Annotated in this window: 24 protein-coding genes and 1 tRNA gene; 17 read left to right on the top strand and 8 right to left on the bottom strand. The window is 70.4% G+C overall.

Translation table 11 applies throughout. The annotated features are described in order from the left end of the window. Nucleotides 1-6 precede the first annotated feature (6 nt). Nucleotides 7-2,118, bottom strand: coding sequence for an MMPL family transporter (locus FHP06_RS04010; RefSeq protein WP_147684051.1), 2,112 nt, complete (start codon nt 2,116-2,118; stop codon nt 7-9). Nucleotides 2,119-2,181: 63 nt separating this feature from the next. On the opposite strand from FHP06_RS04010, the gene FHP06_RS04005 reads away from it, so the two are divergent. Further along, nucleotides 2,182-3,519 carry a bifunctional folylpolyglutamate synthase/dihydrofolate synthase gene (locus FHP06_RS04005; RefSeq protein WP_147684049.1) on the top strand — a complete coding sequence of 446 codons (1,338 nt, stop codon included), beginning with the start codon at nt 2,182-2,184 and terminating at the stop codon, nt 3,517-3,519. Continuing rightward, nucleotides 3,516-3,866, top strand: coding sequence for a DUF4233 domain-containing protein (locus tag FHP06_RS04000; RefSeq protein ID WP_147684047.1), 351 nt, complete (start codon nt 3,516-3,518; stop codon nt 3,864-3,866). The genes FHP06_RS04005 and FHP06_RS04000 overlap by 4 nt, the downstream gene beginning before the upstream one ends. On the opposite strand, the gene FHP06_RS03995 is transcribed toward FHP06_RS04000, so the two are convergent. From FHP06_RS03995 to FHP06_RS03975, 5 genes are all read right to left on the bottom strand, one after another. Beyond that, complete coding sequence (locus tag FHP06_RS03995; RefSeq protein ID WP_147684045.1) at nt 3,850-5,004, bottom strand: ABC transporter ATP-binding protein; 1,155 nt, start codon at nt 5,002-5,004, stop codon at nt 3,850-3,852. The two genes, FHP06_RS04000 and FHP06_RS03995, sit on opposite strands and share 17 nt — an antisense overlap. Before the next feature lie 4 nt (nt 5,005-5,008). Continuing rightward, nucleotides 5,009-5,851 carry a carbohydrate ABC transporter permease gene (locus FHP06_RS03990; protein ID WP_147684043.1) on the bottom strand — a complete coding sequence of 281 codons (843 nt, stop codon included), beginning with the start codon at nt 5,849-5,851 and terminating at the stop codon, nt 5,009-5,011. A 4-nt stretch (nt 5,852-5,855) separates the two neighbouring features. Continuing rightward, nucleotides 5,856-6,782 carry a carbohydrate ABC transporter permease gene (locus FHP06_RS03985; protein ID WP_230973401.1) on the bottom strand — a complete coding sequence of 309 codons (927 nt, stop codon included), beginning with the start codon at nt 6,780-6,782 and terminating at the stop codon, nt 5,856-5,858. Beyond that, nucleotides 6,779-8,107 carry an extracellular solute-binding protein gene (locus FHP06_RS03980; protein ID WP_147684041.1) on the bottom strand — a complete coding sequence of 443 codons (1,329 nt, stop codon included), beginning with the start codon at nt 8,105-8,107 and terminating at the stop codon, nt 6,779-6,781. Before FHP06_RS03980 ends, FHP06_RS03985 begins: the two co-directional genes overlap by 4 nt. Nucleotides 8,108-8,171: 64 nt before the next feature. Next, the gene (locus tag FHP06_RS03975; protein ID WP_147684039.1) at nt 8,172-9,815 is read right to left on the bottom strand and encodes a glycoside hydrolase family 13 protein; all 1,644 of its coding nucleotides are present in this window, start codon (nt 9,813-9,815) and stop codon (nt 8,172-8,174) included. A gap of 24 nt (nt 9,816-9,839) precedes the next feature. Between FHP06_RS03975 and ndk the strand changes: the two genes are divergently transcribed. Beyond that, complete coding sequence (gene ndk / locus FHP06_RS03970; RefSeq protein ID WP_147684037.1) at nt 9,840-10,244, top strand: nucleoside-diphosphate kinase; 405 nt, start codon at nt 9,840-9,842, stop codon at nt 10,242-10,244. Then, a complete protein-coding gene (locus FHP06_RS03965; RefSeq protein ID WP_147684035.1) occupies nt 10,244-10,900 on the top strand; it encodes an NADPH-dependent F420 reductase in 657 nt (218 codons plus the stop codon). Before ndk ends, FHP06_RS03965 begins: the two co-directional genes overlap by 1 nt. Nucleotides 10,901-10,906: 6 nt before the next feature. Here the strand turns inward: FHP06_RS03965 and FHP06_RS03960 are convergent, their stop codons facing one another. After that, nucleotides 10,907-11,419 carry an aggregation-promoting factor C-terminal-like domain-containing protein gene (locus FHP06_RS03960; protein ID WP_230973400.1) on the bottom strand — a complete coding sequence of 171 codons (513 nt, stop codon included), beginning with the start codon at nt 11,417-11,419 and terminating at the stop codon, nt 10,907-10,909. A gap of 228 nt (nt 11,420-11,647) precedes the next feature. Between FHP06_RS03960 and FHP06_RS03955 the strand changes: the two genes are divergently transcribed. Continuing rightward, the gene (locus tag FHP06_RS03955) at nt 11,648-13,579 is read left to right on the top strand and encodes a TIGR03960 family B12-binding radical SAM protein (RefSeq protein ID WP_147684033.1); all 1,932 of its coding nucleotides are present in this window, start codon (nt 11,648-11,650) and stop codon (nt 13,577-13,579) included. 150 nt (nt 13,580-13,729) lie between these two features. On the opposite strand, the gene FHP06_RS03950 is transcribed toward FHP06_RS03955, so the two are convergent. After that, entirely contained in the window at nt 13,730-14,911 is a 1,182-nt protein-coding gene (locus FHP06_RS03950) for an MFS transporter (RefSeq protein WP_147684031.1), read from the bottom strand. Between the two features lie 29 nt (nt 14,912-14,940). On the opposite strand from FHP06_RS03950, the gene FHP06_RS03945 reads away from it, so the two are divergent. The 12 genes from FHP06_RS03945 (at nt 14,941) to FHP06_RS03895 (ending at nt 24,674) form a co-directional block, all read left to right on the top strand. Next, nucleotides 14,941-15,702 (top strand): TIGR03936 family radical SAM-associated protein, encoded by a 762-nt coding sequence (locus FHP06_RS03945; RefSeq protein ID WP_230973399.1) that lies wholly within the window; start codon nt 14,941-14,943, stop codon nt 15,700-15,702. 148 nt (nt 15,703-15,850) lie between these two features. Beyond that, nucleotides 15,851-18,091 carry an Rne/Rng family ribonuclease gene (locus FHP06_RS03940; RefSeq protein ID WP_147684030.1) on the top strand — a complete coding sequence of 747 codons (2,241 nt, stop codon included), beginning with the start codon at nt 15,851-15,853 and terminating at the stop codon, nt 18,089-18,091. A gap of 79 nt (nt 18,092-18,170) precedes the next feature. Then, nucleotides 18,171-18,479, top strand: coding sequence for a 50S ribosomal protein L21 (gene rplU / locus FHP06_RS03935; protein WP_147684995.1), 309 nt, complete (start codon nt 18,171-18,173; stop codon nt 18,477-18,479). Between the two features lie 12 nt (nt 18,480-18,491). Beyond that, nucleotides 18,492-18,746, top strand: a complete 255-nt coding sequence (gene rpmA, locus FHP06_RS03930; protein WP_147684029.1) for a 50S ribosomal protein L27 — start codon at nt 18,492-18,494, stop codon at nt 18,744-18,746. An 86-nt stretch (nt 18,747-18,832) separates the two neighbouring features. Further along, nucleotides 18,833-20,326 carry a GTPase ObgE gene (obgE, locus tag FHP06_RS03925; RefSeq protein WP_187271769.1) on the top strand — a complete coding sequence of 498 codons (1,494 nt, stop codon included), beginning with the start codon at nt 18,833-18,835 and terminating at the stop codon, nt 20,324-20,326. Further along, nucleotides 20,323-21,414 carry a glutamate 5-kinase gene (gene proB / locus FHP06_RS03920; RefSeq protein WP_147684028.1) on the top strand — a complete coding sequence of 364 codons (1,092 nt, stop codon included), beginning with the start codon at nt 20,323-20,325 and terminating at the stop codon, nt 21,412-21,414. The genes obgE and proB overlap by 4 nt, the downstream gene beginning before the upstream one ends. Further along, nucleotides 21,411-22,658 (top strand): glutamate-5-semialdehyde dehydrogenase, encoded by a 1,248-nt coding sequence (locus FHP06_RS03915; protein WP_147684027.1) that lies wholly within the window; start codon nt 21,411-21,413, stop codon nt 22,656-22,658. Before proB ends, FHP06_RS03915 begins: the two co-directional genes overlap by 4 nt. A gap of 100 nt (nt 22,659-22,758) precedes the next feature. Further along, a complete protein-coding gene (locus FHP06_RS15865) occupies nt 22,759-22,911 on the top strand; it encodes a hypothetical protein (protein WP_187271768.1) in 153 nt (50 codons plus the stop codon). Nucleotides 22,912-22,919: 8 nt separating this feature from the next. After that, nucleotides 22,920-23,540, top strand: a complete 621-nt coding sequence (gene nadD, locus FHP06_RS03910) for a nicotinate-nucleotide adenylyltransferase (RefSeq protein WP_147684026.1) — start codon at nt 22,920-22,922, stop codon at nt 23,538-23,540. Further along, nucleotides 23,537-23,896, top strand: coding sequence for a ribosome silencing factor (gene rsfS, locus FHP06_RS03905; protein WP_147684025.1), 360 nt, complete (start codon nt 23,537-23,539; stop codon nt 23,894-23,896). The genes nadD and rsfS overlap by 4 nt, the downstream gene beginning before the upstream one ends. Beyond that, complete coding sequence (locus FHP06_RS03900; protein ID WP_147684024.1) at nt 23,893-24,537, top strand: histidine phosphatase family protein; 645 nt, start codon at nt 23,893-23,895, stop codon at nt 24,535-24,537. The genes rsfS and FHP06_RS03900 overlap by 4 nt, the downstream gene beginning before the upstream one ends. Nucleotides 24,538-24,598: 61 nt before the next feature. Then, a tRNA-Ala gene (locus FHP06_RS03895) sits at nt 24,599-24,674 on the top strand. Nucleotides 24,675-24,690: the final 16 nt, after the last annotated feature.

The following is a 24,690-nucleotide window of genomic DNA, read 5'->3' as shown; positions in this document are numbered from 1 at the left end:
CGCTGCTCAGACCCGGACGGCCTCCGCGTCGGTCGCAGTCTCGTCGACCTCGACGTCCTGCTTCTGCCCGAGCTTCGACGGCCACCACATGTGTCGGCCGACGTCGAGGTTCAGCGCCGTCACCAGCACGGACCGGACGACGATCGTGTCGAGCAGGACACCGACCGCGACGCAGAACCCGAGCTCGGCGACGAAGACGATCGGCAGCGATCCCAGGGCCGCGAACGTGCCGGCCAGCACCAGGCCCGCCGACGTGATCACGCCGCCGGTGGCAGCGATGCCGATCAGCGCACCGCGCCGAGTGCCGAGCTCCAGCGCCTCCTCCCGCACGCGGGTCATCAGGAAGATGTTGTAGTCGATGCCGAGGGCGACGAGGAACACGAACGCGAACAGCGGGAACGACGAGTCTGCGCCGGCGAACCCGAACACGTGCTTGAAGACGAGCGCGCTGATGCCCAGCGCCGCTCCGAACGACAGCACGACCGTGCCGAGCAGGATCAACGGCGCGACCAAGGCCCGAAGCAGGAGTGCCAGGATCAGGAAGACCACCAGCAGGATGATCGGGATGATCAGCCGGTTGTCGGCGCTCGAGGCGTTCTGGACGTCGTGGTTGACCGCCGTGTTGCCGCCCACCTTCGCGTCGGCGCCCTTGACGTCGTCGACGGCGTCGCGGACGCGGTCGACGGTGTCGAACGCGGCCTTGGAGTCGGGGGCCGCGGCGAGCGTGCCCTCGAGGTAGCTGAGGCCCTTCTTCGAGCCGAGCACCTGGACCGTGTCGGGCGCGATGCCCTCGGTGTCCTGGAAGGCCTGCTTCACCGCGTCGGCCTCGGCCGTCTTGGTGATGACCGCGACCGGGTTGCCGGCGCCGCCCGGGAAGTGCTGGGAGACCATCTCCTCCGCGACGACCGACGGCTGCTCCGTGGTGAACGTGTCCTTGTTGGACAGTCCGGTGGCGTCGAGCTGGACGATGCCCACGGTGAGCGCACCGAGGATCACCACGGTGGTGGCCCACACGACGCGCGGGCGCTTCGCGATGCGCTGACCCACGCGGGCCCAGACGCCGTGGTCGGTCTTGAGCGGTGTGCCGAAGCGCGGGACGAACGGCCAGAAGATCCAGCGTCCGACGATGACCAGCAGAGCCGGCAGCAGCACCATCATGATCAGCAGGGCGCAGGCGATGCCGGCCGCACCGACCGGGCCGAGGCTGCTGGTGGAGTTCATCTGAGCGAACGACAGGCACAGCAGGCCGAGGATGACGGTGGCGCCGCTGGCGAGGACGGCGGGCGCGGCGCGGTGCAGGGCGTGCGCCATCGCGTCGTGCCGGTCCTCGAAGTTGTGCAGCTCCTCGCGGTACCGGGCCACGAGCAGGAGGGCGTAGTCGACCCCCGCGCCCAGCACGAGCACGCTGAGGATGGCCTGGCTCTGCCCGTTCACGGTGAGGTGGCCGTACTTGGCCAGCAGGTAGACGACGCCCTGGGCCGTGCCGACGGCGCCGACGCCGCAGATCAGGAACAGGATCGCGAGCTGGAGGCTGCGGTAGGTGAGCAGCAGGATGACGAAGACGATGACGAGCGCGACGAGCAGGAGGATGCCGTCGACGCCGGAGAACGCCTCGGCCTGGTCGGCGCCGAACGCCGCCGGTCCGGCGAGCCGGACGTTCATGCCGTTGTCGCCCTTCTTGACCACGTCGTCGATGTGGTCCATGACGCCGGGCAGCTTGTCCCAGCCGTCGCTGCCGACGTCGATGTTCGCGGTGATCTGCACCGCCTTGCCGTCCTGGGACGGGATCGGGCCGACGATGTTGTCGTCGACGAAGGCGACCTTCGCCACGGCGGCGACGTCGCTCTTGGCCTTGACCAGGTCGGCGGGGGTGATGCCCGCGTCGCGCACGTAGAGGACGACGACCGGGATCGCGTCGGGGTTGGTGAACGACTTCGACTCGTTGATCACCTGGGTGGACTCCGCGTCACCCGGCAACCAGGAGCCGACGTCGTTCTTCTGGATGCTCGTCAGCTTGCCGCCCAGGAACCCCATCGAGCCGATGAGGACGAGCGAGAGGACGAGCACGACCCATTTGGCCCAGTGGTGGACGACCCACCCTGCGATCTGTCGGTTCACTGCCTCATTCTCTCGTGAACCCGCGCCGAAACCATCGGGGAAGTCCCTGAGATACTGGTCACGATGAGACCCACCTATGCCGAGGTCGAGCACGCGCTGCTCGGGCGATGGCCCGAGAGCCGCCTGGAACCGTCGCTCGACCGCATCGCGGCGCTGTGCCGTCTCCTCGGCGACCCGCAGCGCGCCTACCCGGTGGTCCACCTCACCGGCACCAACGGCAAGACGTCCACCGCACGGATGATCGATGCCCTTCTCCGCGGCCTGGACCTGCGCACCGGACGGTTCACCAGCCCGCACCTGCAGTCGATGACCGAGCGCATCAGCATCGACGGCGTCCCGCTCACGGAGGAGGAGTTCGTCGACGCCTTCGCCGACGTCGCCGCGTACGCGCAGATCGTCGACGACTCACAGTCCCATCCACTCTCGTTCTTCGAGATGACGGTCGCCATGGCGTTCGCCGCGTTCGCGGACGCCCCGGTCGACGCCGTCGTCGTCGAGGTCGGCATGGGTGGCGCCTGGGACGCCACCAACGTCGCCGACGGGCAGGTCGCCGTGGTCACGCCGATCGCCGTCGACCACGCCTCCTACCTCGGCGACCGCGCCGAGACCATCGCCGTCGAGAAGGCGGGCATCATCAAGGCCGGCAGCCACGCCGTCATCGCCGAGCAGGAGCCTGACGTGATGGACGTCCTGATGCGTCGCGTCGTCGACGTCGGCGCCACCGTGCTCCGTGAGGGCGTCGACTTCGGGGTGGCCGAGCGGCTCGGGGCGCTGGGCGGCCAGCAGGTCGACCTCCAGGGCATCGCCGGCCGGTATGACGAGGTCTTCCTGCCGCTCCATGGTGCCCACCAGGCCCGCAACGCCGCCTACGCGCTGGCTGCCGTCGAGGCGTTCACCGGCTCGAACGAGCTCGACGCCGACGTCGTGCGAACCGCGTTCGCCGAGGTGTCGTCGCCCGGCCGGCTCGAGGTCATCCGCCGCAGCCCCGCGGTCCTGCTGGACGCGGCGCACAACCCGCACGGCATCCAGGCCGCGCTCGAGGCCGTGCAGGACGCGTTCGAGCTCAGCCCGCTCGTCGGCGTCGTCGGCGTGATGGCCGACAAGGACGTCGAGGAGATCCTGCGCCTCCTCGAGCCGGTGCTCTCCGAGATCGTCTGCACGCAGAACAGCACGCCGCGCGCCATGCCGGCCCGCGAGCTCGGCGAGATCGCCGAGGACCTGTTCGGCGCCGACCGCGTCACCGTCGTGCCCCGCCTCGACGACGCGCTCGAGCGCGGGATCTCCATGGCGGAGTCGACGGAGGGCTACGAGGATGCGATCGGCAGCGGGGGAGTGCTGGTGACCGGGTCCGTCATCACCGTCGGCGAGGCCCGCGTGCTGCTCGGGGGCGACCCCGCATGAGGGCGATGTGCGCCGCGATGCTTTCGCTCGAGGCCGTCATCCTCGCGCTGAGCGTGCCGGTGATGATCTCCGTCGAGGACGTCGACAAGGGCACCGCGCTCGGCGTCGGGCTCGGACTGGCCGCGTTGTGCGTCGTCACGGCCGGACTGCTGCGGCACGCCTGGGCCTACTGGCTCGGTCACGCTGTCCAGGTGGCCGCGATCGGCCTCGGCTTCCTGGTGCCGACGATGTTCGCCGTGGGCGCGCTCTTCGCGGCGCTCTGGTTCGCCGCGTTCTTCCTCGGTCGCAAGATCGAGGCCGACAAGGCCCGCTGGGCCGCCGAAGAAGGCGCTACAGACCAACCGTGAGGTTGTCGCCGCTCGACGGGTCGAAGAGGTGCATCTTCCTCGTGTCGATGTGCAGCGTTGCCTCCTGGCCCTCCTCGACCCGGCTCGCCGAGTCCAGGGAGACCACGAGCTGAGTGCGCAGCGACTCGCTGTCGACCTCCTTGGCCAGCTCCTTGAGCTGGTCCTGGACCTGCTGCTCGGCTTCGTACGGGATGTAGGCGTACTGCTGGTCGCCGAGCCACTCGCGGACGTCGATCTTCGCGGTGAACGTCGAGTCGCTGCCGCCGTCCATCACGCTGGCGTCCTCGAAGTGCTCCGGACGGATGCCGGCCATCAGCAGGCCCTTGCCCTCGGTCTTGGCGGCCTTCTCCTGCGGGAGGTCGAAGTCGCCGAACGGGAGCTTGACCTTGCCGCCCTCGACGGTGGCGGGCAGGAAGTTCATCGGCGGGGAGCCGATGAAGCCGGCGACGAACAGGTTGACCGGCTGCTCGTAGAGCTCGCGCGGCGTGGCCAGCTGCTGCAGGACGCCACGCTTCATGACGGCAACGCGGTCGCCCAGCGTCATGGCCTCGGTCTGGTCGTGCGTGACGTAGACCGTGGTGATGCCGAGCCGCTTCTGCAGGCGGGCGATCTCCGTGCGCATCTGGCCGCGCAGCTTGGCGTCGAGGTTGGACAGCGGCTCGTCGAACAGGAACGCCTTTGCGTCGCGGACGATCGCGCGGCCCATCGCGACGCGCTGGCGCTGGCCGCCGGAGAGGTTGGCGGGCTTGCGCTCGAGGTGCTCGTCGAGCTCCAGGGTCTTGCTCGCCTCGCGCACCTTCTGGTCGATCTCGGACTCGGACTTGCCGGCCAGGCGCAGCGGGAACGCGATGTTCTCGTAGACCGTCAGGTGCGGGTACAGCGCGTAGTTCTGGAAGACCATCGCCAGGTTGCGGTCGCGCGGGGCGAGGTCGTTGACCCGCTTCCCGTCGACGATCATGTCGCCGCTGGTGATGTCCTCGAGACCGACGATCATGCGCAGCAGCGTCGACTTCCCGCAGCCGGACGGGCCGACGAGGATGACGAACTCGCCGTCCGCGACGTCGATGCTGATGTCGTTGACCGCCGGGAAGCCGTCGCCGTACTTCTTGACGATGTTCTTCATCTCGATGGTGGCCATCAGGTCATCCCTTCACTGCGCCGGAGGTGAGGCCGGCAACGATCTTGCGCTGGAAGAACAGCACGATCACGATGATCGGGATCGTGGCGACGACGGCTCCTGCCGCGAGCAACGAAGCCGGTCGGTTGAACGGGTCGGCGCCGACGAAGAACGACAGCGCTGCGGGGATCGGGCGGGCGTTCTCCGTCGACGTCAGCGAGATGCCGAAGACGAAGTCGTTCCACGCGAAGAAGAACGTCAGGATCGCGGCGGTGAACACGCCCGGTGCGGCCAGCGGCACGATCACCTTGCGGAAGGCCTGCCACGACGTGGCGCCGTCCACCTGGGCTGCCTGCTCCATCTCCCACGGGATCTCCCGGAAGAAGGCGGACAGGGTCCAGATCGCCAGTGGCAGCGTGAACGACATGTACGGCAGGATCAGTCCGAGCCAGGTGTCGTAGATGCCGAACGTGCGCCACATGTCGAACAGCGGGCTGACCAGCGACACGACCGGGAACATCGCGATCACGAGGGCCGTGGTGAGCACGAACCGCTTGCCGCGGAACTCCAGGCGGGCGATGGCGTAGGCGGCGAGCGTCGCGATGATCACCGAGAGCACCGTGGAGATCAGCGAGATGCCGATCGAGTTGAAGATCGCGTGCTTGAACTGGTCGTCCTTGAGGACGTCCTCGTAGTTCTTCCAGCCGGCCCCGGTGCCCGAGGAGGGGAAGAAGCCCGGGCTGCCGTTGGTGATGGCCTCCTGCGACTTGAACGACAGGGAGATGATCCAGGCCACCGGCAGCAGGCACCAGCCGAGGATGAGGGCGCAGCCGATGACGATACCGACGCGGTTCTTGGTCATGTTCATCGCTTCACTCCTGCCTGGCCTGGGCGAGATCGACCCGGAAGAGCTTGACGATCAGGAACGCCACGACGAGCACGGAGAGGAACAACAGCACCGACAGCGCCGATCCGATGCCGAGCTGGAACTGCTCCACCGTCTGTCTGTACGTCAGGAACGAGATCGACTCGGTCTTGTTGGCGCCCGCCGTCATCACGAAGATGTTGTCGAAGATGCGGTAGGCGTCGAGCGCCCGGAACAGGACCGCCACCATGATGGCCGCGCGCATGTTGGGCAGGATCACCTTGTAGAGGCGCTGCCACCACGTCGCGCCGTCGACCTTGGCCGCCTCGAGCATGTCCTCGGAGACGTTGGCGAGCCCAGCGAGCAGCAGCAGGGACATGAACGGCGTCGTCTTCCAGATCTCCGACGCCATGATCGCGATGATCGACGAGTCGTACTGGGCGAACCAGTTGAAGTCGTCGCCCATGAACGGCAGCCAGCCGTTGACGAATCCGTTGGAGTTGGAGAACGCGAACTGCCAGGCGAAGCCGGAGACGACCGTGATGATGCCGTAGGGGATGAGGATCGACGTGCGGATGACCCCGCGGGCGAAGATCACGCGGTGCATGACCATGGCGAACGCGAAGCCGATGACCAGCTCGACGGCCACAGTGACGACCATGATCATCACGGTGTTGGCGGTGTCGCGCCAGAACAGCGAGTCCGACAGGGCCGTCCAGTAGTTCGACAGGCCGACGAAGTCGCGGTCGTCGGGCGCGGTGAGGCTGTAGTCGAAGAGCGACAGGTAGAGCGCCCGGAGCATCGGGAACGCGGTGACGACCATCATCAGGACGATCGCGGGGAGCACCAGCTGGCGACCGAGCGTGTTCTCCGCCTTCGCCCGCTCGGACTCCTCCGTGACGCGTCCGGGTGCCGTTGCTGTCTGTACGGTCACAGCAGAGCCTTCCCGCTCAGGACGTCCTTCAGGAAGGACGCCGACTTCTTCGGGGTGCGGTCACTGACCGAGGACGGCGAGTGCCAGACGGACTGCACCGCGCTGGAGATCTGGCTGTAGAAGGCGCTCTTCGGTCGCGGCCCGCCTTCGGAGATGCTCGTGCTGAACAGCTGGAGCAGGTCCGGCGGGTACGCCTTCTTCAGCTCCTCGGAGTCGTAGACGGACTGCCTCGACGGCATCAGGCCCTCGTTGACCGCCAACGCGGTCTGCGCCTTCGGGCTGGTGACGCACGCGGCGGCCTGCTGGGCGAAGTCGAGGTGCTTGGAGTACGCCCCGACACCGATGTCGATGCCACCGATCGGCGGCTTGGAGGCCTCGCCCGCGACCGTCTCGGGGTACCGGAGCCAGCCGAGGTCGGAGAACGCCTCCTTGTCGGCGGGTCCGCCGGGCTTGCCGATCAGGCCCTCGTAGTTCTTGTAGACGAAGGTCCAGTTGGTCATGAACTCCCCGGCGCCCTTGGCCGGGTACATCCGTCCGAGCGAGGTGCCCTCGTTGGAGGTGGTGAAGTCGGGCTGCTTGGCGCTGGAGCGCGCGAGCTCCCGGATCACGCCGGCGGCCCTCTTGCCCGCCTCGGAGTTGATCGTCACCTTCGCGTCGCGGCCGTCCTCGACGGTGGACGGGTCGAGGATGTTGCCGCCGGCGCCCTGGATGAGGGCGTTGATCCACACGACGTAGGCCTCGTACTTGTTGGCCTGGACCCCGACGGTGCCGTCGTTGTCGGCCGCCGCCTTGATGATCTGGTCCCAGGTGACGGGCTTGCTGGTGTCGAGACCGGCGGCCTCGGCCAGCGACTTCCGGTACCAGAGCACCTGCGTGTTGGCCCACTGCGGGGCGGCCACGACCTTGTCCTCCCAGGTGACCGTCTTGGCGGCGCCGTCCAGCACGTCGTCGTCGAGGACCTTGCCCTTGAGGTCGCCGGTGAACGGGGCGAGCCACTTGGCGTTGGCGAACTCCGGCACGAAGACCGGGTCCAGGCTCATCAGGTCGGTGGAGCTGTCCTTCGCGGCGAGGCGACGCGCCAGCTGGGTTCGCTGGTCGGTGGCGCTCGCCGGGAGCAGCTGGATCTTGATCGTGTACTCGTCGGTGCTGCAGTCCTTGGCCAGCTGGTTCAGCGTGACCTGACCGTCCGGGTTGATGTACCAGTTCAGCGTCGGCTTGCCGGAATCACCGCCGCACGCGGACAGGCCGGCGAGGATCATGATCGACGCCGCAGCGACTGCCCAGACACGCTTGACGCTGGCTCGGCCCGCTGCGTCTGCCGTCATCCGATCCGACCTCCCCAGTGTGACCCCCGCCACTTCGTGATCCTGAACGTACGACCGGATCGCCTCAGCGCGCAACCGGGCGGGTCCACGCCGCCGTGTCCGGCGGCAGGAGCTCTCCGGCGTCCGACCCGTCGCTCACGAGCAGCACCTCGAGACCGTCCGGAAGGGCGTAGTCGCTGGTCCCGAGGTTGGCGAGGACGGTCAGGGTTCCGCCGTCGGGGAGGTCGACGTCGAGGCCCAGGACGTCGTCCGGAGCGTCCCGCCAGACGAGGCGCCCGAGGCCCGGCCGCAGCTCTCGGCGTGCTCGCAGGAGGCGGCGGTAGAGCTCGAGCGTGGACGTCTCGTCGCCGTCCTGGCGGTCGACGGCGAGGTCGGCGTACTCGGCCGGCTGGGGGAGCCATGGATGGTCGCCCGGTCCGAAGCCGAGCGACGGAGCCGCGCCCGCCCACGGCATCGGCACACGGCAGCCGTCGCGGCCGCGGGACCGGTGGCCCGATCGTTCCCAGGTCGGGTCCTGCAGCGCGTCGTCGGGCAGCCGGGTCGCCTCGGGCAGGCCCAGCTCCTCGCCCTGGTACAGGTACGCCGAGCCCGGCAGGGCGAGCATGAGCGTCGTCGCGGCGCGCGCTCGCCGCAGGCCGAGGGCCGCGTCGGGCTGCGGATCCTCGGGGCCGATGCCGGGGACACGAGACGGTCGTCCGGAGCGCTGGGGGAGCCCGAACCGGCTGGCGTGGCGCACGACGTCGTGGTTCGACAGCACCCAGGTCTGCGGGGCACCGACGGCCTCGGCGGCGGCCAGCGTCGCCGTGATGGTGTGACGCAGGTCGGCGGCGACCCAGGGCGTCATCAGATAGGCGAAGTTGAACGACTGGTGCAGCTCGTCGGCGCGGACGTAGCGGGCGAGCGCGTCGTCGGGGAGCACCCACGCCTCGGCACAGAGGATGCGATCGTCGTACTCGTCGACGACGCGGCGCCACCGGCGGTGGATCTCGTGCACGCCGGGCTGGTCCCACATCGGCTGGCTGCCGGTCGGATCGACGGAGGAGTCCCACGGTCCGGTCGTGTCCGGCAGGCCGTCGGCCTTGACCATGCCGTGGGCGACGTCGATGCGGAACCCGTCGACGCCGCGCTCGAGCCAGAAGCGCAGCACCGACTCGTACTCGTCGCCGACCTCGGGGTTCGACCAGTCGAGGTCGGGCTGGGTGACGTCGAAGAGGTGCAGGTACCACTGCCCGTCCGGCACGCGCGACCACGCCGGTCCGCCGAAGTTGCTGGTCCAGTTGTTCGGCGGCTCGGCGCCGTCGGGGCCGCGGCCGTCGCGGAACAGGTACCGGGCCCGGGCGGGGCTGCCCGGCTCGGCGGCGAGCGCCTCGCGGAACCACGGGTGCTCGCTCGAGGTGTGGTTGGGCACGACGTCGACGATCACCCGCAGGCCGAGGTCGTGGGCGCGCGTGAGGAGGGCATCGAACGCCGCGAGGTCGCCGAAGAGCGGGTCGACGTCGCGGTGGTCGGCCACGTCGTAGCCGCCGTCGTTCTGAGGGGAGACGTAGAACGGCGACAGCCAGAGCGCGTCGACGCCGAGTGCGACGAGGTGGTCGAGCCGGGCCGTGATGCCGGGCAGGTCACCGATGCCGTCGCCGTCGGCGTCGGCCCACGAACGGGGGTAGACCTGGTAGACGACGGCGTCGCGCCACCACCCTCTACCCACCATGCGCTGCACGATACGTTGACCGGCATGGAACGAACGCTGGTCCTGCTCAAGCCCGATGCCGTCCGTCGCGGCCTCGTCGGGCACGTCCTGTCGCGCTTCGAGGCGAAGGGCCTCGGCATCGTCGCGATGGAGCTGCGCACCATCACCGGGGATCAGGCCGACGCGCACTACGCCGAGCACGTCGAGCGCGACTTCTACCCGCCGTTGCGGGAGTTCGCGACGTCCGGCCCGCTCGTGGCGCTGGTGCTCGAGGGCGACGAGGCCATCGCCGTCGTGCGTGCCCTCAACGGCGCCACCGACGGTCGGCAGGCCGCGCCGGGCACCATCCGCGGCGACCTGTCCCTCTCCAACCGCGAGAACCTCGTGCACGCCTCCGACTCCGCGGAGTCGGCCGAGCGCGAGATCGCCCTCTGGTTCCCCGACCTGTGATGGAGCGCGTCGGCCTGCTCGGCACGGGCATCGTGGGGCGGACGCTCGCCGCTCGCCTCGCCGAGCTCGGGGTCGACGTCGTGGTGGGTGCGCGGTCGGCCGAGTCGTCCAGCCTGGAGGCGTTCGCCGACCTGGACGTCCGGACCGGGTCCTTCGCGGACGCGGCCGCGCACGCCGACCTCGTCGTGAACGCGACGAACGGCGTGAACTCGACGGCTGTGCTCGAGTCGATCGGGGCCGAGGCCCTGGCAGGGAAGACCGTCGTCGACCTGTCGAACGAGCTCGTGCCCCGCGAGGGCGGCGGCTTCCCGGTCCCGACGGCCACGGCGGAGAGCTCGGTCGGCCGCCGGCTGCAGGAGGCGTTCCCGGAGACCTACGTGGTCAAGAGCCTCAACACGATGAACTGCGCCGTGATGGCCGACCCGTCGATCGTGCCCGGCGACCACGTCGTGTTCCTGAGCGGGGACGACGCCGGCGCGAAAGATCGCGTCCGTGAGCTGCTGGCCACGTTCGGCTGGCGGCCGGAGCAGATGGTCGACCTCGGCGGCATCGAGACGGCGTCGGCCACCGAGATGATGATGAGCGTCTGGATGGCGGTCACCATCGCGCGCGGTCACGACGCGCCGCGGTTCAACTGGGCGGTCAACGCGCCCTGACCACGGTCAGTACCAGCCGTGGCCCTGCTTGAACGCCTGCGCCGCGCACGGTGACCCGTAGGACGCCTCGATGTAGCCGAGGCCCCAGCGGATCTGCGTGATCGGGTTCGTCCGCCAGTCCTTGCCGGCGGTCGCCATCTTCGTGGCGGGCAGCGACTGCGGGATGCCGTAGGCGCCGGACGACTGGTTCGTGGCGCGCGGGTCCCAGCCGCTCTCGCCGCTCCAGAGCGCGTCGAGGCAGGAGAACTCGCCCGCCCACCCGCGTTCGGCGAGCAGCTGCCGGGCGGCGGTGCGGGGGTCCTTCAGCGCCGCGGCGCGCTCCTTCTGCTCCTTCTGGAGCTCGGCGATCGCCGGGCGCAGCGTGCTGCGGGAGACGCGGTCGGCCGCGACGCCGAGCGCGGAGTCGTCCACGGGAGCAGCCTGGGAGGCCTGGCCGGCGTCGGCCTGCGAGCCGACGATCGTCTCGGCGCCGACGGCGACGCCGGTGACGAGGAGGCTGGCGACGGCCGTGGCGGCCACGGTCCGGCGGTCGAGAAATCGGGTTCGGATGGCGGTTCGGGGCGCGCGGTGGCGGCCCTGGTGGGCACCGAGGTGCATAGGAGATCGTCCTGGTACATCGGGGGCAACCGAGGGCGGTGGCCCTCGAGGTCAGCGTTCGACGCTAGGAACGGAACCTGAGAGAAACCTTGCCGTTCCGCGTGCCACGCGGCCTCGTGTGAGGAGGAACACCCGCCTACCCTGGTGCCTATGCCTGTCGAGTCACTCTTCCCGCGCCTGGAGCCGTTGCTGCCCTCCGTCAGCAAGCCGATCCAGTACGTCGGCGGCGAGCTGAACGCGACGGTGAAGGACTGGGACGCCGCGGACGTCCGCTGGGCGCTCATGTACCCCGACGCCTACGAGGTGGGCCTGCCGAACCAGGGGGTGCAGATCCTCTACGAGGTGCTCAACGAGCGCGACTGGATCCTCGCCGAGCGCACGTACGCCGTCTTCGCGGACATGGAGGCGGTGATGCGCGAGCACGGCATCGAGCAGTTCACCGTCGACGCCCACCGCCCCGTCAGCGCGTTCGACCTGCTGGGCGTGTCCTTCTCCACCGAGCTCGGTTACACCAACCTGCTCACGGCACTCGACCTCGCCGGCATCCCGCTGCACGCGGTCGATCGGACGGACGACCACCCGATCGTGCTGGCGGGCGGGCACTCGGCGTTCAACCCCGAGCCCATCGCCGACTTCATCGACGCCGCCGTCCTCGGTGACGGCGAGGAGGTCGTCGTCGCGATCAGCGAGGTCGTCCGCGAGTGGAAGTCCGAGGGCCGGCCTGGCGGACGCGAGGAGGTCCTGCGCCGGCTCGCGGTCTCCGGCGGTGTCTACGTGCCGCAGTTCTACGACGTCTCGTACCTGCCCGACGGCCGGATCCAACGCGTGGTGCCGAACCGCCCGGGCATCCCGTGGCGCGTCACCAAGCACACGCTCATGGACCTCGACGCCTGGCCGTACCCCAAGAACCCGCTCGTGCCGCTGGCCGAGACGGTGCACGAGCGCTACTCCGTCGAGATCTTCCGCGGCTGCACCCGCGGCTGCCGGTTCTGCCAGGCGGGCATGATCACCCGGCCCGTGCGGGAGCGCTCGCTGCAGACCATCGGCGCGATGGTCGAGAACGGGCTGGCGAAGTCCGGCCTCGACGAGGTGGGCCTGCTGAGCCTGTCCAGCGCCGACCACACCGAGATCGGCGAGATCGCCAAGCAGCTCGGCGACCGCTACGAGGGCTCCAACACGTCGCTGTCCCTCCCGTCCACCCGCGTCGACGCCTTCAACATCACCCTCGCCAACGAGTTCAGCCGCAACGGCCGGCGCTCGGGCCTGACGTTCGCCCCGGAGGGCGGCAGCGAGCGGCTGCGCAAGGTCATCAACAAGATGGTCAGCGAGGAGGACCTGATCCGGACGGTCTCCGCCGCGTACTCGCACGGCTGGCGCCAGGTGAAGCTCTACTTCATGTGCGGCCTGCCCACCGAGACCGACGAGGACGTCCTGCAGATCGGCGAGCTGGCCAAGAAGGTCATCGAGGTCGGGCGCGAGGTGTCCGGCCGCAAGGACATCCGGTGCACGGTGTCGATCGGCGGGTTCGTGCCCAAGCCGCACACGCCGTTCCAGTGGGCGGCTCAGCTGGACCACGAGACCACGGACGAGCGGCTGCGGAAGCTGCGGGCGTCCGTGCAGTCCGACAAGCGGTTCGGCCGCGCCATCGGCTTCCGGTACCACGACGGCAAGCCCGGCACGATCGAAGGACTCCTCTCGCGGGGCGACCGCCGGGTCGGCCGGGTCATCGAGGCCGTCTGGCGCGACGGCGGCCGGTTCGACGGCTGGAGCGAGCACTTCTCCTACGAGCGCTGGGAGGCCAAGACGGCCGAGGCGCTCGCCGACGAGCCAGTGGACCTCGACTGGTACACGACGCGCGAGCGCGAGTACGCCGAGGTCCTGCCGTGGGACCACCTCGACTCCGGCCTCGACCGCGACTGGCTCTGGGAGGACTGGCAGGACGCCATCGACCCCTCCGGCGCGCGCGAGGTCGACGACTGCCGCTGGACCCCGTGCTTCGACTGCGGCGTCTGCCCGCAGATGGACACCGAGATCCAGATCGGTCCCACCGGCCGGAAGCTGCTGCCGCTGTCAGTCGTCTGAAGGTTTACCAGGTTCAGTAGGCAAGCTGGCACATCTCTCGGCAGATCTGCCATGGGATGTGTCGGTTTGCCGTGCGACGTGGGCGAGGCGGTCGAATTGCCGTGAGGGGTGGGCGATTTGCCTACTGAACCTGGTAAACCGACGACGGCGCTACAACGTGTCCTCGACGTAGACCTCGCGGTTCACGATCGTGCCGAAGATGCCGATGAGCAGGCCGGCGGCCGCCAGGAGGAGGACGGGGAGCGTCCAGTCGCCGGTCGCGTCGTGCAGCAGGCCGGTGCCGAACGGTCCGACGCCCGCGACGACGTAGCCGATGCTCTGCGCGAAGGCCGACAGGGCAGCGGTGCCGTCGGGCGTGCGGGAGCGGCGGCCGATCATCGTCAGCGTCCAGGTGAACGCGCAGCCGCCGACGCCGAGCAGCACGGCCCAGAGCAGCGCGAGCGACGACGGCGCGACGAGGACGCCGAGCCAGCCCACGACCGTGACGCCGGAGAAGAGCCACGGCAGCCAGGGCCGTGTGCCCACCCGACGGATCAGGGCCGGGAGCGCCAGTGTCACCGGGATGCCGACGGCGCTGAGCACACCCTGCATCGCGCCGGCGGCCGTCGTCGACAGTCCACCGTCGTGCAGGATCGCCGGGAACCAGCCGAACTGGGCGTAGGCCTGGGCGGACTGCGAGCCGAAGCACAGCGCCGTGGCCCAGGCGAGCCGCGACCGCCGCAGCGACGACATCTTCAGTCGCGTGCTCGCGGCGGGGTCGACGTGCAGGTCGTGGCCGAGGAAGCGGAGCCAGGGGACCAGTGCCGCGAGGGCCAGGACGGCCCAGGCGCCGATGCCGGCACGCCAGCTGCCGAACACGTCGGCGATCGGGACGGTGACCACCGACCCCAGGGCGGCGCCGGTCATCAGGGCGGCGCCGTACAGCGAGCTGATCAGCGGGATCCGGTCCGGGAAGTGCACCTTGGCCAGCGCCGGGAGGATCACGTTGCCCACGGCGGCACCAGCCAGCGACACGACGGTGAGCAGCAGGAACAGCGCTGAGCTGTCGACGAACGCCCGAGACACGAGCCCCACCGCCGTGACGGCCAGCAGCAGGACCGTCGTCCGGTGCAGGCCCAGCCGGCGGACCACGCCGTGCGAGCTGCCGCCGAAGAACGCGAAGCACAGCACCGGCAGCGTCGTGAGCACGCCGGCGACGCTCGCACTCATGCCGAGGTCGTCGCGCAGGTCGTCGAGGACGACCCCGACGCTGCCCACGGCGAGCCGCAGGTTCAGGGCCAGCAGGATGGTCGCCGCGCCGACGAGGAGACGTCCGCGATCAGGCTGAGGCACCCGCCCATCACACCACTACGCTCGAACGGGTGAGCACGCTGGAGGGCACCCCGAACCCGGAGGCTCCGAACCCGCAGCTGCCGATCGTGCAGAAGCTGCGGGTGCGGTACGCCAAGCGGGACCGCCTGCGCTTCACCAGCCATCGCGACTTCTGCCGCGCGTTCGAGCGAGCGGTCCGGCGCGCCCGGCTCCCGATCGGGTTCTCGTCCGGCTACTCGCCGCACCCGAAGATCTCCTACGCCAACGCGTCGCCGACGGGGGCGGGCAGCGAGGCCGAGTACCTCGAGATCGGGCTCACCGAGCCGTGCGACCCGGCAGCGGTCCGACAGGCGCTCGACGACTCGTTGCCTCCCGGCCTGGACGTCCTCGAGGTGGTCGTCGCAGGTCAGGGCGCCCTGGCCGACCGCCTGCAGGCGAGCGTCTGGACGATCCGCCTGCCGGACGTCGACGTGGACGCGGCCCAGGCGGCGGTCGACGCCTTCCTCGCGGCCGACGCGGTCGAGGTCGAGCGGATGACGAAGAAGGGCGTCCGGACCTTCGACGCGCGCGGCGACACCCTGTCGCTCGGTGTCGCGGCGGCCGACGGCGACCAACCGTGTGCGATACTGACCGTGGTCCTCCGACACGACACACCGTCGGTACGACCAGACGACGTTCTCGCCGGACTCCGATCCCGCGGGGGCCTGCAGGTCGAGCAGACGCCAGTGGCGATCCGCCTGGCCCAGGGCCCGCTCGACGAGGAGACCGGCACGGTCGGCGATCCGCTCGCCCCCGACCGCGACGCACCCTGAGGGGTGTCGACCGCGGCGGAGCGGGAGGGCAGCCGCGTGACAGGCCTGGGGCCGTCGTCGCGACCGAAGGCTTCAGGCCCGCCCAGCGGGCCGCAGACGTACAGCCCCAGCCGGACCACTGGTCCGGCTCGTGGGCGAAGGAGAGCAGATGCTCGACGACAGCTCCACCGAATCCTCTGAATCCACCAGCTCCACGTCCGGCACGCGCCGTCGTGCCGCCGGCCGGCCCGCGGGTCCGCCCGCCGCGGTGAGCAGCGACATCTTCGCGCCGCCCGCGAAGGAGCCGGCGAAGAAGAAGGCACCGGCGAAGAAGGCCGCAGCATCTTCGGACGAGGCGTCCGAGGACAAGCCGGCCAAGAAGGCGCCCGCGAAGAAGACAGCCACCAAGAGCACGGCCAAGAAGACGGCTGCCAAGAAGACCGCCGACGCCGCTCCCCAGAGCGGGCTGGTGTTCCAGGCTCCCGAGACCACCACGCTGCCCCCGCGGCCGAAGGCCGACCGTCCCGACGACGACGCTGACGGCGACGACGAGGGCGGCGACGCTCCCAAGCGCCGCAAGCGCAGCCGCGGCGGTCGTCGTCGCGGCAACAAGTCCGGCGAGGGCGCCGACTCCGACACCTCGGACGACGCGGCCGACGACTCCGACGACGACGCGTCCGGCGAGGGCGGCACCCGCCGTCGCCGCCGTCGCGCGCGGGCGGGGGAGAACGCGTCCAGCTCGCCCGACGACCCGGAGAACACCGTCGTCAAGGTGCGCGAGGGCCGCAGCGCCGAGGACGAGATCACCGGCGTCAGCGGCTCCACCCGCCTGGAGGCCAAGAAGCAGCGCCGTCGCGAAGGCCGCGAGGCCGGTCGCCGGCGCGCCCCGATCGTGTCCGAGGCCGAGTTCCTGGCCCGCCGGGAGTCGGTCAAGCGCGAGATGGTGGTCCGGCAGCGCGATCAGTACACGCAGATCGCCGTCCTCGAGGACGGCGTCCTGGTCGAGCACTACGTGGCGCGCGAGTCGCAGACGTCGCTGATCGGCAACGTCTACCTCGGCAAGGTGCAGAACGTCCTGCCGAGCATGGAGGCCGCGTTCGTCGACATCGGCGCCGGCCGCAACGCCGTGCTGTACGCCGGCGAGGTCGACTGGAGCCTCGTGGGCAACGGCAAGCAGCGCAAGATCGAGGACGCGCTGTCACCCGGTCAGGCCATCCTCGTGCAGGTCACCAAGGACCCCATCGGCCAGAAGGGCGCCCGGCTCACCAGCCAGGTCAGCCTGCCCGGCCGCTTCCTCGTCTACGTGCCCAACGGCCAGACGAGCGGCATCTCCCGCAAGCTGCCCGAGAACGAGCGCGCCCGGCTCAAGTCCCTCCTCAAGGAGGTCCTTCCCGAGGACGCCGGCGTCATCGTGCGCACGGCCGCCGAGGGCGCCACGGAGGAGCAGCTGACGCGCGACGTCACCGCGCTCACCGCCCGCTGGCAGGACATCGAGAAGAAGGTCGAGGCCGGCAAGGCTCCTGAGCTGCTGTACGCCGAGCCCGACCTCGTCATCAAGGTCGTCCGCGACCTGTTCAACGAGGACTTCGCCTCCCTCGTCGTCCAGGGTGACGACGCCTGGGACAACATCTCCGGCTACGTGCAGCACGTCGCTCCGGACCTGGCCGACCGTGCGAAGCGGTGGGAGCCGGAGAAGGACGACGCCGGCGAGGTGAAGGAGCCCGACGTCTTCGTCGCGCACCGCATCGAGGAGCAGATCCACAAGGCGCTGGAGCGCAAGGTGTTCCTGCCGTCCGGCGGCTCCCTCGTCATCGACCGCACCGAGGCCATGACCGTCGTCGACGTCAACACCGGCAAGTTCACCGGGTCGGGCGGCAACCTCGAGGAGACCGTCACCAAGAACAACCTGGAGGCGGCCGAGGAGATCGTCCGGCAGCTCCGGCTGCGCGACATCGGCGGCATCATCGTCATCGACTTCATCGACATGGTGCTCGAGAGCAACCGCGACCTCGTGCTGCGGCGTCTCGTCGAGTGCCTCGGCCGCGACCGCACGCGGCACCAGGTCGCCGAGGTCACGTCGCTCGGCCTCGTGCAGATGACGCGCAAGCGCATCGGCACCGGCCTGCTGGAGTCCTTCAGCACCGACTGCGAGCACTGCAAGGGTCGCGGCGTGGTCATCACGTCCGAGCCGGTCGAGCCGAAGAAGGAGGAGCCTCGTCGCGGACGCCGCGGCGGAGGCGGCGGCGGAGGCAAGGGCGGCGGCAACAAGTCGAACGCCAAGGGCGGCGGCTCGAAGAAGTCCGAGCCCAAGCCCAAGGCCGAGGAGAAGGCCGGCGACAAGGCCGAGGACACGAGCGGTGAGAAGGCGCAGGCCGACCCCGTTTTGACCGACGAGGCTGCGACTTCGTAGAATGGTCCGTCGGTGTGCTTTCGCACGCCGACCCCTGATTTTCTAGTCTTTCCACGAACGACGAGTGAGGAATCCCGTGGTGTACGCAATCGTGCGCAGTGGCGGCACGCAGCAGAAGGTGGCCGTCGGCGACGTCGTCGAGATCGACAAGGTCACGCAGGCCGAGGGCGAGACCGTCTCGCTCCCCGCGGTGCTGCTCGTCGACGGCGACACCGTCACCGCCGACGCCCAGGCCCTCGCGAAGGTCTCCGTCACGGCCGAGGTCCTCGGTCAGACCAAGGGACCCAAGATCGTCATCCAGAAGTACAAGAACAAGACCGGATACAAGAAGCGCCAGGGTCACCGTCAGAAGTACACCCAGGTCAAGATCACGAAGATCACGAAGTAAGAGGGCTGACAGATGGCACACAAGAAGGGCGCAGCGTCCACCAAGAACGGTCGCGACTCCAACGCACAACGCCTCGGCGTGAAGCGGTTCGGGGGCCAGCAGGTCAACGCCGGCGAGATCATCATCCGCCAGCGCGGCACCCACTTCCACCCCGGCACGAACGTCGGCCGCGGTGGCGACGACACGCTGTTCGCGCTCACGGCCGGTGCCGTGGAGTTCGGCACGCGTCGTGGCCGCAAGGTCATCAACATCGTCCCGTCGGAGTGACGCGGACGTACTAGAACCTTTAACGAGGGGCGGTCCGCACTGAGCGGGCCGCCCCTCGTGCCGTCTTCATCGAGTCAGGAGCAGTCGTGGCCATCCCCAGCTTCGTCGACCAGGTGACGCTCGACGTCACGGCCGGCAACGGCGGGCACGGGGTCGCCTCGGTGCACCGCGAGAAGTTCAAGCCCCTCGGCGGCCCCGACGGCGGCAACGGCGGCAACGGCGGCGACGTCGTGCTGCGCGTGGCCGCCGACGTCACGACGCTGATCGACTACCACCACGAGCCGCACCGCAAGGCCGGCAACGGCGCGCCCGGTGCCGGCAGCAACCGCAACGGCGCGAACGGTCAGGACCTCGTGCTGCCCGTGCCCGACGGCACGGTCGTGCGCGACCAGGACGGTGAGGTCCTCGCGGACCTCGTCGGCGTCGGCACCGAGGTGGTCATCGCCGCCGGCGGTCGGGGCGGACTGGGCAACGCGGCGCTCGCGTCGAGCAAGCGCAAGGCCCCCGGCTTCGCGCTCAAGGGTGAGCCGGGGGAGCACCGGCTCATCACGCTGGAGCTCAAGGTGGTGGCCGACATCGGCCTCGTCGGCTTCCCCAGCGCCGGCAAGTCCAGCCTGATCGCAGCGCTGTCGCGCGCGCGGCCGAAGATCGCCGACTACCCGTTCACCACGCTCGTCCCCAACCTCGGTGTGGTCACGGCCGGGTCCACGACGTTCACCGTCGCTGACGTGCCCGGACTGATCGAGGGCGCCAGCGAGGGGCGCGGCCTCGGCCACGACTTCCTGCGGCACGTCGAGCGGTGCGCCGCCCTCGTGCACGTGATCGACTGCGCCACCGCCGAGCCGGGTCGCGACCCGCTCTCCGACCTGGACGTCATCGAGGGCGAGCTGGCCGCGTACGGGGGACTGGAGGACCGTCCCCGGCTCGTCGCGCTGAACAAGGTCGACGTGCCCGACGCCCGCGAGATCGCCGGCTTCGTCCGGGCCGACCTGGAGGCGCGGGGACTCGACGTCTTCGAGGTCTCGGCCGCCAGCCACGACGGACTCCGCGAGCTGTCGTTCGCCATGGCCGAGGTCGTGCAGGCCAAGCGCGCGGCGGCGCCGAAGGCGGAAGCCACCCGCATCGTCCTGCGTCCGCCCGCCGAGGCCGGCGTGGGTGAGGAGTTCACGATCGTCCAGCGCGACGGCCAGTACGTCGTGCGCGGCGAGAAGCCGGCCCGCTGGGTGCGGCAGACCGACTTCAGCAACGACGAGGCCGTCGGCTTCCTCGCCGACCGGCTCAACCGGCTCGGCATCGAGGACAAGCTTCTCGAGCTGGGCGCTCGGCGCGGCGACGACGTCGTCATCGGCGGCTCCGGCCCCGACGATGAGGACGCCGTCGTCTTCGACTTCGACCCGCAGGTCTCCGCGGGCGCCGAGATGCTCGGCCGCCGCGGCGAGGACCAGCGGCTGTACGACACCGGTCGCCGCACCAACGTCGAGCGACGCGAGGAGCTGGCCCGCAAGCGCGCGTTCGAGGCCGCGGCCCGCGAGGGTCGCGAGGCCGAGCCTGCTGACCTCGACGGCGAGGACGAGTCGTGAGCCGGATCGTCGTGAAGGTCGGCTCGTCGTCGCTGACCACCACGTCCGGCGGACTCGACCTGGACCGGGTCGACGCGCTCGTCGACGCCATCGCCGCTGCGCGCGCGCGAGGTGACGAGGTCGTGCTCGTGAGCTCGGGTGCCATCGCCGCCGGTCTCGCGCCCCTCGGGCTCAAGCGCCGGCCCCGCGACCTGCCCACCCAGCAGGCGGCCGCCAGCGTCGGACAGGGTGCGCTGATGGCGCGCTACTCCGAGCGCTTCGCCGCGCACGGCCTGGTGGTGGGTCAGGTGCTGCTCACGGTCGACGACGTCACCCGGCGCAGCCACTACCGCAACGCGTACCAGACCTTCGCCAAGCTGCGGGAGCTCGGCGTCGTGCCCGTGGTCAACGAGAACGACACCGTCGCCACCACGGAGATCCGGTTCGGCGACAACGACCGGCTGGCCGCGCTCGTGGCGCACCTCGTGCACGCCGACCTGCTCGTGCTCCTCTCCGACGTCGACGGTCTCTACGACGGCCATCCCGGTCGCGAGGGCGCGCGCCTGGTCGCCGAGGTCACCGGCGAGGCGGACCTCGACGGCATCGACATCGCCCGGCCGAGCGCCTCGGCGATCGGCACCGGCGGCATGGTCACCAAGGTGGAGGCCGCCCGGATCGCCACCGGCGCCGGCATCCCGGTCGTCCTGACGGCCGCGAGCCGTGCCGCTGACGCGCTCGCGGGCGCACCTGTGGGTACGCGGTTCACGCCCACCGGCCGCCGCCGTCCCACCCGCCTGCTCTGGCTGCAGCACGCCAGCGACTCGCACGGCGCCCTGCACGTCGACGCCGGCGCGGTCCGCGCGCTCACGGCACGCAACGCGTCGCTGCTGCCCGCCGGCATCACCGCGGTGAGCGGCACGTTCACCGCGGGCGACCCGGTCGATGTCGTCGATCCCGACGGAACGGTCGTCGCGCGTGGCATCGTCAACTACGACAGCGCCGAGCTGCCCCAGCTGCTCGGCCGCTCCACCCACGACATCGCGGCGGAGCTCGGCTCCGACTACGAGCGCGAAGTCATCCACCGAGACGACCTGGCGGTGATCACATGAGAGAGCTGGTCCACGAGGCAGCGCGCCGTGCGCGCGTCGCCGCGACGTCCCTCGCGGTCACGCCGCGCGGCATCAAGGACGCGGCCCTGCTCGCCGCCGCCGACGCCTTGGTCGAGGCCACGCCCCAGCTGCTCGCGGCCAACGCCAAGGACGTGGACGCGGCGCGCGCCGATGGCACGCCTGAGCATGTGATCGACCGCCTGGCCCTCGACGCCGACCGTGTGGAGGCGTTCGCCCAGGGCCTGCGCGACGTCGCTGCCCTGCCCGACCCCGTCGGTGAGGTGGTCCGTGGGTCGACACTCGCCAACGGTCTGCGCATGCAGCAGGTGCGCGTGCCGATCGGCGTCATCGGGATGATCTACGAGGGCCGCCCCAACGTCACGGCCGACGCCGCCGGCATCTGCCTCAAGGCCGGCAACGCGGTGCTCCTGCGCGGCTCCTCGTCCGCCAAGCATTCCAACGCCGCCATCGTCGACGTCATGCGCGCGGCCATCGAGAAGGCCGGTCTGCCCGCCGACGCCGTCCAGGCGATCCCGGCCGACGACCGGTTGTCCGCCACCGAGCTCATGCAGGCGCGAGGTCTCGTCGATCTCGTCATCCCGCGCGGCGGCGCGGGCCTCATCCAGGCCGTCGTCGAGCAGTCCACGGTGCCGGTCATCGAGACGGGGGTGGGCAACTGCCACGTCTACGTCGACGCGGATGCCGACCTGGACATGGCGCTCGACATCGTCATGAACGCCAAGACGCAGCGCACCAGCGTCTGCAACGCGGCGGAGTCCCTGCTCGTGCACCGCGACGTCGCCGACGCCTTCGTGCCGCGCGTGGTCGCGGCGCTGCGCGACGCCGGGGTCACGATCCACGGCGACCCGTCCTTCGTGGCCGCCGACCCCGCCGTCTTGCCCGTCACCGACGAGGACCACGCCGCCGAGTTCCTCGCTCTCGAGATCTCCGCGGCCGTCGTCGACTCGCTCGACGCGGCCGTCGAGCACATCCGCACGTTCTCCTCGCACCACACCGAGGCCATCGTCACGTCGTCGCTCGCGTCGGCCCAGCGGTTCGCCGCCAGCGTCGACGCCGCCGCGGTCATGGTCAACGCCTCCACGCGGTTCACCGACGGCGGCGAGCTCGGCTTCGGGGCCGAGATCGGCATCTCCACCCAGAAGCTGCACGCCCGCGGACCGATGGGCCTGCCCGAGATGACCACCACCACCTACGTCGTGACCGGCGAGGGGCACACGCGCTGAGACCGAGGCCGCTCAGCGGCCGAGCGTCGAGGCGGGCTGGCGAAGCGGGAGCGTGCCACGCCGCAGGCGTCCGCTGCGAAGCCCTTGGTAGATTGCAGCCATGCTCTCGATCCTGGCGGCGGCCGAAGAAGGCGCCGAGAAGACGCGCGACCTGCCGATCGACCCGTACGCGGTCGGGGGCATCGCCCTGGCCATCCTGCTCCTCGCCATGCTCGCGCTGCTGTCGTTCGGCAAGGGTCGCGAGCACTCCTGAGCATCCCCATGAGTGACACCGGGGGCGGACGCCGCCGCGTCGGCGTCATGGGCGGCACGTTCGACCCCGTCCACCACGGCCACCTGGTGGCCGCGAGCGAGGTCCAGTCGTGGTTCGACCTCGACGAGGTGGTCTTCGTCCCCACCGGCGAGCCCTGGCAGAAGAGCGACCGGGTCGTCTCTCCGGCCGAGGACCGCTATCTCATGACGGTCATCGCCACCGCGGCCAACCCGCGGTTCGAGGTGAGCCGCGTCGACATCGACCGCGACGGCCCCACCTACACGATCGACACGCTGCGTGATCTCTCCGCGGCCATGCCGGACGCCGACCTCTACTTCATCACGGGCGCCGACGCCATGGCCGCGATCCTGACGTGGCGCGACCACGAGGAGCTGTTCGACCTCGCCCACTTCGTCGGCTGCACCCGTCCCGGTCACGAGATGGACCAGAGCATGCTCGAGGGACTGCCCACCGAGCGCATCACCCTGGTCGAGATCCCGGCGCTGGCGATCTCGTCCACCGACTGCCGTCGACGCGTCGAGAAGGACGAGCCGGTCTGGTACCTGGTGCCCGACGGCGTCGTCCAGTACATCGGCAAGCACCGTCTCTACCGAGGAGCGTCCACGTGACCGCCGGACCCCGAGCGCTCGAGCTGACCCGCGCCGCCGCCGCGGCCGCGTCCGACAAGCTCGCGCAGGACCTGCTGGCGTTCGACGTCTCCGAGCAGCTCGTCATCACCGACGTGTTCCTGCTGTGCTCGGCCACCAACCAGCCCCAGGTGCGGGCCGTCCAGGACGCGGTGGAGGAGAAGCTCCTCGAGCTCGGCGCCAAGCCGGTGCGCCGCGAGGGTGCACGCGAGGGCCGCTGGGTGCTGCTCGACTTCTCCGACATCGTCGTGCACATCCAGCACGCCGAGGAGCGCGCCTACTACGCCCTCGAGCGGCTGTGGAGCGACTGCCCACTGGTCGACCTAGCCGGCGCATGACCCGCCGCATCATCGTCTGGCGCCACGGTCAGACCGCGTGGAACGCCGCCCGGCGGGTGCAGGGGCAGACGGACGTCCCCCTCGACTCGCTCGGCCGCCAGCAGGCGTTCGAGGCCGGCGCCCGGCTCGCGTCCCTCCAGCCGACGCGGATCGTGTCGTCCGACCTGTCGCGCGCCTCCGACACCGCCACCGCACTCGCCGAGGTCTGCGGCGTGCCGGTGGAGACCGACCCGCGGCTCCGCGAGATGCAGTTCGGCGCGCGCGAGGGCCTCACCTGGGACGAGGCGTGGGCGCAGATGCCGGAGGCCATGGCGGCCTGGCTCGACGGCGACGAGAGCAAGGTCGAGGGCAGCGAGACGCACGCCCAGGCGGGGGAGCGGTTCGCAGCCGCGCTTCATGAGCACGCCGACGCCCTGGGCGCGGACGAGCTCCTGGTGGTCGTCGCCCACGGCGCCGTCAGCCGTGTCGGCACGTGCGCGTTCGTCGGTCTGCCGGAGGACTCCTGGGGCGCGTTCGGGGCCCTCGGCAACTGCGCCTGGATCGCCCTGGAGGAGGTACGGGTCGGCTCCCGTCTGCGCTGGCGCATCGTCGAGTGGAACGCCGGGACGCTGCCCGAGCCGGTCCTCTCCGACGACGACTGACCCGAGTTGGGTCGGCGGGCGTCGAGCGGCTAAGATCGGTGATCGGTCTGCGGGCCACCGCGGGGCTATGGCGCAGTTGGTAGCGCGTCTCCATGGCATGGAGAAGGTCAGGGGTTCGAATCCCCTTAGCTCCACCAGAACTAGGCATCCTCG

The sequence above is a fragment of the Aeromicrobium terrae genome, assembly GCF_008039565.1.
GTDB lineage: Bacteria > Actinomycetota > Actinomycetes > Propionibacteriales > Nocardioidaceae > Aeromicrobium > Aeromicrobium terrae.
This window is presented reverse-complemented; position numbering and strand designations above follow the sequence as displayed.